Raw genomic sequence first — 9,412 nt, forward strand, 5'->3', positions numbered from 1 at the left:
CATCGATGAAAAAAAGTGCAGCAGTATTGGGGATAGTGGTCGCCGTCGGCGTGGTCTACGCGGCAGGCTCGTGGTATGTGGGCAAACGGGCCCAGGGTGTTATCGAACAGGCCGTGCAGCAGGCCAACCAGCGCGCCACCGGCGTGCTCGGGCCCGGCGCCACGGCAGGCGCCTTCAAGGTCGTGATCGACGATTACCAGCGCCATGTGTTCTCGTCGGACGTGCTGTTGTCCATAGAGTTCAAGGGGGCCGACGGCAAGCCCGCCGATTTCACGATGCGCAACCACCTCGACCATGGGCCTTTCCCGTGGTCGGCGCTGCGTGCCGGGCGCTATCGGCCCATGCTGGCATACAGCCTGGCGCAGTTGATCCCCACGGCGGCCACCCAGCCCTGGTTCGATGCGCTCAAGGGCGAATCCCCGGTAAACGCCTTGACCCGTGTGGAGTTTTCCGGCGCGATTCATACCCGCTGGCGTTTCAAGGCGCTGCAATACAAGAATGCGGACGGCGATGTGCGTTTCGGCGGCGGCTTCATCGGCGTCGACGCCGATGCTGGCGGCAAGAATGGCAAGTTCATCGGCAACTTCCCCTCGCTGTCCGTGGGCTATCCGGACACCGGCGAGCGCATCGATGTGCAGGGCGTCGAACTGCAAAGCGTCACGACTTCGCCCGCGGCGGACACCACGCAGATCAAGAGCGGCGGCCAGGTCCAGAGCCTGGACGTGGTGCAGCCGCAAGGGGGGCAAAGCATACATGTGCAGAAGCTGGGCTTCCAGTTCGACAGCAGCCAGAAGGGCCACCTGCTCGATGCCACGCTGCGCTACGACCTGGGCCGCGTCGGGGTAGGCACCGCCGACGTGGGCTCCATCACGGCCGGCTCCAGCGCCATGCATCTCGATACCCAGGCCCTGGCGGCGCTGGCCGGCGAGTACGACGCCTTGCGCGCCAAGTATGGCGACGACATTGCCTCGTCCATGAGCGACGACGAGGCGCGGGCCTTGCGCGCAAAGGTGCTGGGCCTGCTGAGCAGCCATCCGGTGCTGGCGCTGGACCCCATCGTCTGGAAGAACGACAAGGGCCAGAGCTCGTTCACGCTGAAGCTGGACCTGGCCGCGCCGCAAGGCGACGCCGCCAGCATGGACTTGCTGGGCTTCCAGGCCTTGTTGCCGCAAGTGCTGCAGCAGATCAACCTGAATCTGTCGATATCGCGCCCGATGTTCATCGAGGCGGCGATGCAGGTGGCCAAGGCCGCCGGGCAGCCCGCCTCGCCGCTGCCGGGCACCATGCTGTTCGACCAGTACGCCGGCAAGCTGCAGGCCCAGGGGCTGCTGCGCATGCAGGGCGACACTGCGAACGCCGCGATCCAATACAGCAAGGGCCGGGTCGAGGTCAACGGCAGCGACATGTCCGTCGACGAATTCGTGCAGAAGGTGTTGATGTCGGCGATGTAGGGCAGGGCAGGCGCCCCGCCGCGGGCCATGTGGCGGGGCTTCGGGGGCGCGGCGGCCTGTGCGGGCGCGGCCCCGCTCGCCGCAGCTTCTCCGCTCCTCGGCGCGGCGCCTTACGGATGCATTTCCACGTTGTCGAAATGCCGATGGTACAGGTAGACGAAGCCGGCCTGGAATACGGCCCCGATGATGAAGGGCAGCCCCAGGTAGCCCGCCTGGAACAGCATGCCGGCGAATACCGGGCCTATGGAACGCGGGATCTGCAAAGATACATTGGCTATACTTGCCGCCAGGCCGCGGCGGCTGGGCCGCACCAGGCCTGCGCTCAAGGCATTGCGCACCCCCGCGGTGCCGCGGTTGCACAGATTGCGCAGGGTATAGAGCGCCGCGGCGATGCCGAAGCTGGGTGCGAAGGGCAGCGCCACGAACAGCACCAGGCCGGCCAGGCGCATCAGCACTACAGTGCGCACGATGCCCAGCCTGGCGGTCAGCCTGCCGGCCAGCAGCGACGACAGCCCCGCCAGTAGAAAGCCCAGGGCCATCATGGGGCCGATGAGGCCCGGGCCTTCGCCGTAGCGGATGGCGAACCAATAGGACATGAGCGGGCCGGTAAGCCCGACGCCGATGCCGTTGACGGCATTGACCAGGCCCAGCCGCAGCAGCAAACCGTTCTCGCGGCGCAGCAGCGCGGCTTCATCGGTCGACGCCGGCTGCGGCTGCGGCTGCGCTGTCTGTATCGGCTGTGCGGGCGCCTGCCTGGCCGCAACGGCGTCGCGGCGTCCGGCCCGCGCTTCGGAATCGGGCGCGCGCGCCAGCAGCGCCATGCATATGAGCGAACCCAGCAGCGCGATTGCGAACAAGGGACGGAATGCCAGCGCACCCGGCAGCCAGGCGCCGAGCCGCGCCGGCAGGGCAGCCAGCAGCGCGCCCAGGGCCATGCCTATGAAGCCGCTGGCGGCGTTCAGGCTGTAGACCCGTCCACGGCGATCCGCCGGCACACCTTGCGCGAGCCATGCCTGTTCCACGGGGGCGAAAGGCCCCGCCGAGCCATTACCGCCGCGGCCGAAGCCGCCGATCACCGCGGCCGGTCCCAGCAGCCAGGGATTGGCGCTGAAACAGGCCAGCAGGGCCGCCAGGGCTTGCGCCGCCTCGAACCACATCAGGAACTGGCGCCGCCCGATCCGGTCGCTCAGGGGGCCGACCAGCATGGTGAGCGTGGCGCCCACCAGCAGCGTGATGGCGAGAATGAGGCTGATCTGCACCGCCGTCCAGTGCAGTTGGTGCAGGTACAGCGAGAAGTCCACCACCAGCGCGCCCTGGCCTATGCTGCGCGCCAGGCGGGCGGCGATCAGCAGTTGCGCCGGCCCGGTGTCGGGAGAAGATTTCGAAGAGGAGCGGGCGGCGGCAGGGCGGGACGGCATGATGGGCACTTATACCACGGTGCCGAGCCATGCCCCCGCCTGCGCCCCGGAGGCGTGGCCGGAGCACGCATCGCATCAGGCCCCGCAACGACTCGGTGGCCTGCAACGTGTGTGGCCCTGTGATGATTCGCCGGCCCGCAACGCATCAGGTATCCAACGTATCGGTGGCCTGCATTGCGCCAGATCCCCGCATCGCGACTTGTGATACCCGTGTGTCGGGGCCTTGCATCGAAGCAGGGACCCGCCTTCAGCCCAGGTCGAGCGCTGCGCTCAGGTCTCCCGGGCCCGCCTGCCCTCGCGAGGCGAATGCGCGGTCGCGCGCGGCCACGCCGTCCAGCGGCTCCAGGTCGTGGACCCGGCCGATCAGGCGCAGGATCGAATTGGTGTCGTAGAAGGTATGGTCCACATGCCCTTTCCTGGCCAGCGGCGAGATCACCAGCGCGGGGATGCGCGAGCCCGGCCCCCAGCGATCGCCCACCGGGGGGCTGACGTGATCCCACCAGCCGCCGTTCTCGTCGTGGGTGACGATGACCACCGTCTGCTTCCACTGCGGGCCGTTGCGGATATGCTCGATGATGTTCGAGATATGCTGGTCGCCCGAGGCCACGTCGGCATAGCCGGCATGCATGTTCAGGCTGCTTTGCGGCTTGTAGAACGCGACGGCTGGCAGGCGGCCTGCATCCACGTCGGCGAGAAAGCGGTTGGTGGACGGATCGTCGCCCACGCCACCGTCGCGCAGATGGCGGCGGCGCGCCTCGGTGCCTGGCGCGTAATTGGCAAAATAATTGAAGGGCTGATGATGGTACTGGAAGTCCGGCACCGGGCCGGTGCCTTCATGGTCCAGCGCATATTGCCAGGCGCCGCTGTACCAGGCCCAGTCCACACCCTTGGCCGTAAGGCGGTCGCCTATCGTCGCGTAGTGTTGGGCCGGCAGCACCTTGACATCGCTCGGGTCGGCCAGCGCCGGATCGCCACCCGGGGCGGGACGCACGTGGCTAGGCTGGTAGGGCGCGGCCATGGTGTTCACCGCGTAGCCGTCGGCGGTCAGGGCGCCGTCCTTGAAAAAGCGCGGCGGACCGTCCAGGGCCGAGGCCGGCGAGCTCGTTGCCAGCTTCAGCCGGATGCCCGTCGGGTCTTCGCCCTCGACGACCGAAAGCAGCTTCGAGGCCGGGCCGTGCAGCGCCTGCGGCCAGTAGGGCGCCTGGCCCGAGATCAGGAATATGTGGTTCAGCCAGGAGCCGCCAAAAGCCCCCATGAAGAAGTTGTCGCAAAGCGTGTACTGGCGGGCGATGCTCCAGAGCCGCAGATCCTGCGCAGTGTCCGGGTAATAGCCCATTACCAGCGCGCCGGAATTGGCCCAGGCCACGAACTGGTTGTTGCGTCCCGCGTTGATCTGCATCTGGTTCTGATAGAAGCGATGCCAGAGGTCCCGGGTGATGACGCCCAGCGGCAGCGGCTTGCCCTCGGTGTCGAGGATCGGAAACGGCCGGTTGGCCAGGCCGTCGATCTGTGCCTGGGTGATGTTGTAGCGCTTGCCCGCCACGTCCTGGATGCGCGGCACCAGGCCGCCCCAGATCTTGGGCAGTTGCGGCAGCGGCGTGCGGCCGTCGCGGTCGAGCTGCGTGTAGTGTTCGGCCGCCACTTCGGACAGCGGATGCTGCACGCCGGGGAAGTTGCCGTACAGGTTGTTGAAGCTGCGGTTCTCGGCATAGATCACCACGATGTTGCGCACTTGCGTGCGCAGGGCGCGGGTGAGCCGCGCCTGGGGATCGTCGTCCGCCAGGGCCAGGGCGTCGCGCCCGCCCAGCGCCAGGCCGGCGCCGGCCGCCGCGATGCCGCCCAGCAGGCGCCGCCGCCCCGGGTTGTCGGGATGGCTGGGATCAAGATCGTCTTCGTCGCGCTTCATGCTGTAGCCTCCTGGTGAGGGCGTCTCGATACCGGGCGTCTGGCCGGGGGTTCGGCTTGTGCCCGGAGTTTGCGGATGTGCAGTCGTCGAAGTATGTACCCGAAATATGTATTTGTGATGAAGGGCGGGAACGAATATTTGCGGCGAGATGGCTGTGGCGAGGTGTGGGTCTGGTTCTTGTCTCTGGCCCGGTCTAGCGGGCCATCGCCCGGGTTGCGGCGCGCGCCGGTGCGCCAGCGGTGGCGTGGCGGTGCTGCGGTGTGGCAAGGCTGCGGCGCCCGCAGGGGGCGCCATGGGCACACGGCCGCACGAGTAGCGCACGAGCGTTTAAACTAAGCTTTTTTTCTTCTTCAGGAACCGGAGTCCCCTAAATGCAGATCGCCGAGAGTGTCGAGAATCAGGTCACCATATTGGCGGTCAGTGGCCGGGTCGACAGCAGCACCTCGGGCGCGCTCGACGAATCGCTGCAGGCCGCGATCGTAAAGGCCGGGTCGCTGGTGGTGGATTTTTCCGAGGCCCGCTACATCAGCTCGGCTGGCCTGCGCGCCCTGCTCAAGGCGGCCAAGGCGGCGCGCGCCAATGGCCGCCGTCTGGCCCTGTGCGGCTTGTCGCCGCTGGTGCACGAGGTGTTCGATGTCAGCGGCTTTTCCAGTCTGTTCGAGATCCACGCGGATCGCGGCGAGGCTGTCTCGGCCCTTGCCTAGGGGCGGCTCTCCATTTAGTGTAAACGGCTCCTAGGGTTTATTTGCCCTGGACATAGGCTGTTCCTCATCCAGGGTGTGCCGCATTCCGGGCGCTCTGCCATCAGGGCACTTCCATCAGGGCACTTTATTGCGCAAGAGCAGCAGGCCCCGGGACGAGCACCGCGGCGGCGGCCCGCTGCAGCACCGGGAGGCCGCCGCAAGCCTCGCACCGCTACGCCGCCGCGGGCAGGGCGGCCTGCAGGCTCAGGCAGAATTCGCCGTTGGCGGCCTCGAAGTCGCCGTTGATTTCCTGCATGACCCGGCGGTACAGGGCAGCCCGCACCGGCGCCATCGCCAAGGGCGTCTTGGCTTCGGCCGAGATCTTCACCTGCACATTGTCGTCTTGCGTCACCGATACCAGGATGCGCTGCGGGGCGTGATTGGCCGCGATCATTTCGAGCGTGGACAGGAAGATGCTTTCGAAGCACGCTGGGTCGAAGCGGACATTGGCGCCGACGCCGGGGGCGACGCGCAGTTCGATAGGCAGGCCCCGCAGGATGGTGCCGGAAGTCAGTTGGTCGACCAGCACGCGGCGGAAGTCTTCTTCGGTGTCGCTGGCAGCCAGCACGGCGTCTTCGTCCGACGCAGTGGCGATCTGTTCTTCGCGCAGCAGGGTTTCGATGAGGCTGGGCAGGTGCATGACGTCCAGCTTGCTTTCGAAGGCCAGGCCTTGCACGCATTGCATGAACAGGCCGATCAGGTATTCGGCGCGCTGCAGCAGCGACAAGTGGTAGCGGCCCGCCAGATTGTTGGTGGCCAGCACCTTGCGCAGCTTGGCCAGGCTGGCCGCGGCCTTCATCGATACCGACAGCTCGGGCTGCATGCCGGCCTCGAAGGCGTCGCAGAACGCTTCGAAGTCTTCCAGCAGGGCTTCGATGGAGTCGATGTCCAGGGCCTGAGCCATGCGGCTGGCTTCGTCGTTTTCTTCCAGTTGCTCGAGGCGGTGCGACACGAACAGCAGCCGCGCCGCCAGCGTGGCGAACAGCCGCTGCAGTTCGTGCAGCATTTCGCTGGCCAGGTGGCGCAGATAGACGATGCGGTCTTCGTCGATGGGGGCGATGGCCCCGAGTTCGTGCACCTGCGCGTCGACGCGGCCCAGCAGCTTGACGGTGTCGGCCGCGGCCAGGCGTGCGCCGTGCCCTGCCCAGCAGCTTTCGATGCCGTGTTCGGCGATCAGTTGCCGCAGCAGTTGCGTGCTGGCGATGAGGTCCTGGCCATTCCAGCCCAGCAGGCCGGCCAGCCCGGGGCTGGAAGCAAACGGGATATCACCGATGAACAAATGCGGGCCGACACGGAAGGTGCAGCTACAGGGGGAATGGCCGGGCGTGGCATAGGCCTGCAGCAGCAGGTCGGGTTCGATTTCCAACACTTCGACCGTGATCGGCGCACTGTCGGGCCCCGTCGCGGTCTGCCGCAAGAGGCGCAGTTCGTCCGAGACCGGGGCTGCGTCCGTGAACAGTTCGATGTCTATCGGCAAAGTAGGAATGTGCGCGTCCCGATACAACAGGGCCAGGGTGCGCTCGCGGCTTTTTTCGCGGATGGCGGCGGCCGCGTAGTGATGCGCCAGGGTCAGGGGCCGTTGGCCGCCGGTGCGCAGGCCTTCGACGCCGCCGTAGTGGTCCAGGTGCGAATGGGTCAGCAGGATGACCAGCCTGCGCGGACGTTCGGCCAGCGACTCGGCGACCAGTTCGTTGATGCGTTCGATCTGGCTCGCGTCGGCGCCCGGATCGATGATGACCAGCTTGCCGGGCGTGCGTATGAGATAGGCGTTGGAGTTGGTGATCGAGGGCTTGTTCAGCAGGGCCGCGATTTCGCAATCGTCGGCGCCCTCTATAGCCTGCCAAGTGCTGGTCATGGTCTGGTTCTCCGCCGGTGCCTGCTTGATACGTTTAGACAAAGATCTTAGCACGCTACCCGCTTACATCGAAGATGTCAGGCGCGCGATCCGGACTGGCTTTTTCCGTCGTCCTGCCTGCGCCATTTGCGGCGCCGGGCGAGTATGCGCATCGTGGAAATGCGCGCCGTGCGCCACCACGATGAAGCGCGTGGAGAGGTCAGCAGGCTCATCGCCCGCGCATAGTCCAGGACCAGGCCGGGCGTCCAGGCCATGGTGATGGCCCGCCTGCGGATCTGGGCGGCCACCCAGAGTTCGGGCGTGCCCAGCACGCGCAGGAATGTGCGCCAGCCCGAGTGCGGCCCGTAGGCCCTGCCGAGCGCGCCGTCGATAGCGGCTTCCAGGGCGTAGGCCACGGTGCTGGAGCAATTGCGATAAGTGAGGTTGTAGATGTGGTTGCGCCGGCTTTGTTCCCAGTGCTGGCGCAGCTTGTCGGGATCGTAGTTGCGGATCCGCACGCGCACGGTGGACGGGCACCATTCGCTGGCCTCGCCGGGGTAGTCGCTCAGGAAGCGGCCCGGTATGTCGTTCTCGGGGGTGGCGCGCAGCGCCTTGCGCATGTCGTCCGGCGAGCGGTCGATTTCCACGCCGGGATAGAGGCTGATGTATATGCCTTCGGGCGATTCGAGCGCCGCGTGGCCGGTGGAAATCACGCCGTTGACGTCGACGGCGGCGATATAGCGGTCGACGATGGGCTGGCGCTGGGTCGGCGCCTTGGACGACCCGGTCGGCGTCCAGACGTGCACGGTCAGGGCCGGTTGCGCGTCGGTGTTTGCGGCGAGGGGCGCTTGGGCTTGCGGCTGCGCCGTCTCGGGCTGGCTGGCTGGATCGACCGACTGCTTTGCAGCTACGCCATCGGACACTGCTACGGTGGCGGTGGAGGCGGAGGTAGGTGCCGAGGCGGGCGCCGGGCTCGTGGCCGAGACCGGTCCGTCCGGGCCATCCCCTTGCGCCTTGCCGGCCAAAGCCGGATTTTTCGGCAGGGTCCGGGCGCGTGCGGCCAGTACGGTCATGTGCAGGCCGCCGAACATCAGGAACATGCCGATGAAGTAGGGCACCGTGCCGGCGTAGTGCGTGGGGTAGGGCTGGAAGAAAAAGATGGCGACCAGGATTTCGAAGACCGCTTCGGCCATGCCCAGGCGCCAGCGCGGGTAGCGCACGACATGCGCGGCGATCGCCTGCAGGATGCCGTCTATCAGGAACAGTGCGCCGAAGATCATCGACAGCACGAAATTGCCGTGCGGATGGCGCCCCATCACGACCAGCGCAGTGATGACGACGGCGGCGCCCTTGATGTAGCGCAGTATGCGCTGCCCACCCACGCCGCTATGCGCGGACACCAGCGTCGCCACCCCTTCCACCATCAGCAGGAAGGCAAAGAAACCCATGGGAAAGTACAGCACGCCGTCGAGCGCGTCGATGACAATGGCGGCGCCCGCCAATATCCACAAGACGCCCACGGCCAGCAAACCTAGCCAGCGCTTGCGCAGATAGTCGACACCGAGCAACAGCAATACCAGCCGTACCATGATCCCTCGTTATTCTCGCGATGTGCCGGTGACCGGCTATTTGTCGTGATTCTATCAAAGGCCCGGCGGCCTTTGCGCTTGATTGCATCGCTGGAATCACCGAACCCGGCACATCGCCGACGACAGCGCTCGCGCCGCAGCCTGCCGGCTTGGCCCGCCGGCCCCTGCGCCTGGTAGCGTCGCTGCAGACGCCGAACCTGGCGCGTCGTCAGCGACAGCGCTTGGGCTGCCGACTGCTGACTCAGCTTGCCGGCCAACACCTGCGATACCAGCTCCAGCCGCTTGATCTCTTGCCTGCTCATCTCTATCCGGTCCATAGTGTCCGCCTACACTGGCTTCTCCAGCGGACATAATGAGATGGTCAGCCCGCCCCTATCCGAAGTAGTACGCTGAATGGAGAAGAGTTTTTCTGGGAGACCTTCATGAACACCGTTACTTTGATTGGCATTGATCTGGGCAAGCGCAGCTTCC

Annotated in this window: 7 protein-coding genes; 2 read left to right on the forward strand and 5 right to left on the reverse strand. The window is 66.5% G+C overall.

Annotated elements, in window-relative coordinates; all coding sequences use genetic code 11:
* Positions 1 to 5 precede the first annotated feature (5 nt).
* A complete protein-coding gene (locus KVP10_RS10465) occupies positions 6 to 1,451 on the forward strand; it encodes a YdgA family protein (protein ID WP_217964476.1) in 1,446 nt (481 codons plus the stop codon).
* A 110-nt stretch (positions 1,452 to 1,561) separates the two neighbouring features.
* On the opposite strand, the gene KVP10_RS10470 is transcribed toward KVP10_RS10465, so the two are convergent.
* Together KVP10_RS10470 and KVP10_RS10475 are read right to left on the reverse strand one after the other, a co-directional pair.
* Positions 1,562 to 2,869, reverse strand: a complete 1,308-nt coding sequence (locus KVP10_RS10470; RefSeq protein WP_217964477.1) for an MFS transporter — start codon at positions 2,867 to 2,869, stop codon at positions 1,562 to 1,564.
* Between the two features lie 247 nt (positions 2,870 to 3,116).
* Positions 3,117 to 4,775 (reverse strand): acid phosphatase, encoded by a 1,659-nt coding sequence (locus KVP10_RS10475; protein ID WP_217964478.1) that lies wholly within the window; start codon positions 4,773 to 4,775, stop codon positions 3,117 to 3,119.
* Positions 4,776 to 5,146: 371 nt separating this feature from the next.
* Between KVP10_RS10475 and KVP10_RS10480 the strand changes: the two genes are divergently transcribed.
* Complete coding sequence (locus tag KVP10_RS10480; RefSeq protein WP_217964479.1) at positions 5,147 to 5,479, forward strand: STAS domain-containing protein; 333 nt, start codon at positions 5,147 to 5,149, stop codon at positions 5,477 to 5,479.
* Positions 5,480 to 5,690: 211 nt separating this feature from the next.
* On the opposite strand, the gene KVP10_RS10485 is transcribed toward KVP10_RS10480, so the two are convergent.
* The 3 genes from KVP10_RS10485 to KVP10_RS21590 form a co-directional block, all read right to left on the reverse strand.
* Positions 5,691 to 7,373 (reverse strand): MBL fold metallo-hydrolase, encoded by a 1,683-nt coding sequence (locus KVP10_RS10485; protein ID WP_217964480.1) that lies wholly within the window; start codon positions 7,371 to 7,373, stop codon positions 5,691 to 5,693.
* 77 nt (positions 7,374 to 7,450) lie between these two features.
* Complete coding sequence (locus KVP10_RS10490) at positions 7,451 to 8,941, reverse strand: HdeD family acid-resistance protein (RefSeq protein WP_217964481.1); 1,491 nt, start codon at positions 8,939 to 8,941, stop codon at positions 7,451 to 7,453.
* On the reverse strand, positions 8,884 to 9,258 hold the full coding sequence (locus KVP10_RS21590) for a helix-turn-helix domain-containing protein (RefSeq protein WP_217964482.1): 375 nt from the start codon (positions 9,256 to 9,258) through the stop codon (positions 8,884 to 8,886). The genes KVP10_RS10490 and KVP10_RS21590 overlap by 58 nt, the downstream gene beginning before the upstream one ends.
* Positions 9,259 to 9,412 lie beyond the last annotated feature (154 nt).

It is taken from the genome of Candidimonas humi, from assembly GCF_019166065.1.
Lineage (GTDB): Bacteria > Pseudomonadota > Gammaproteobacteria > Burkholderiales > Burkholderiaceae_B > Candidimonas > Candidimonas humi.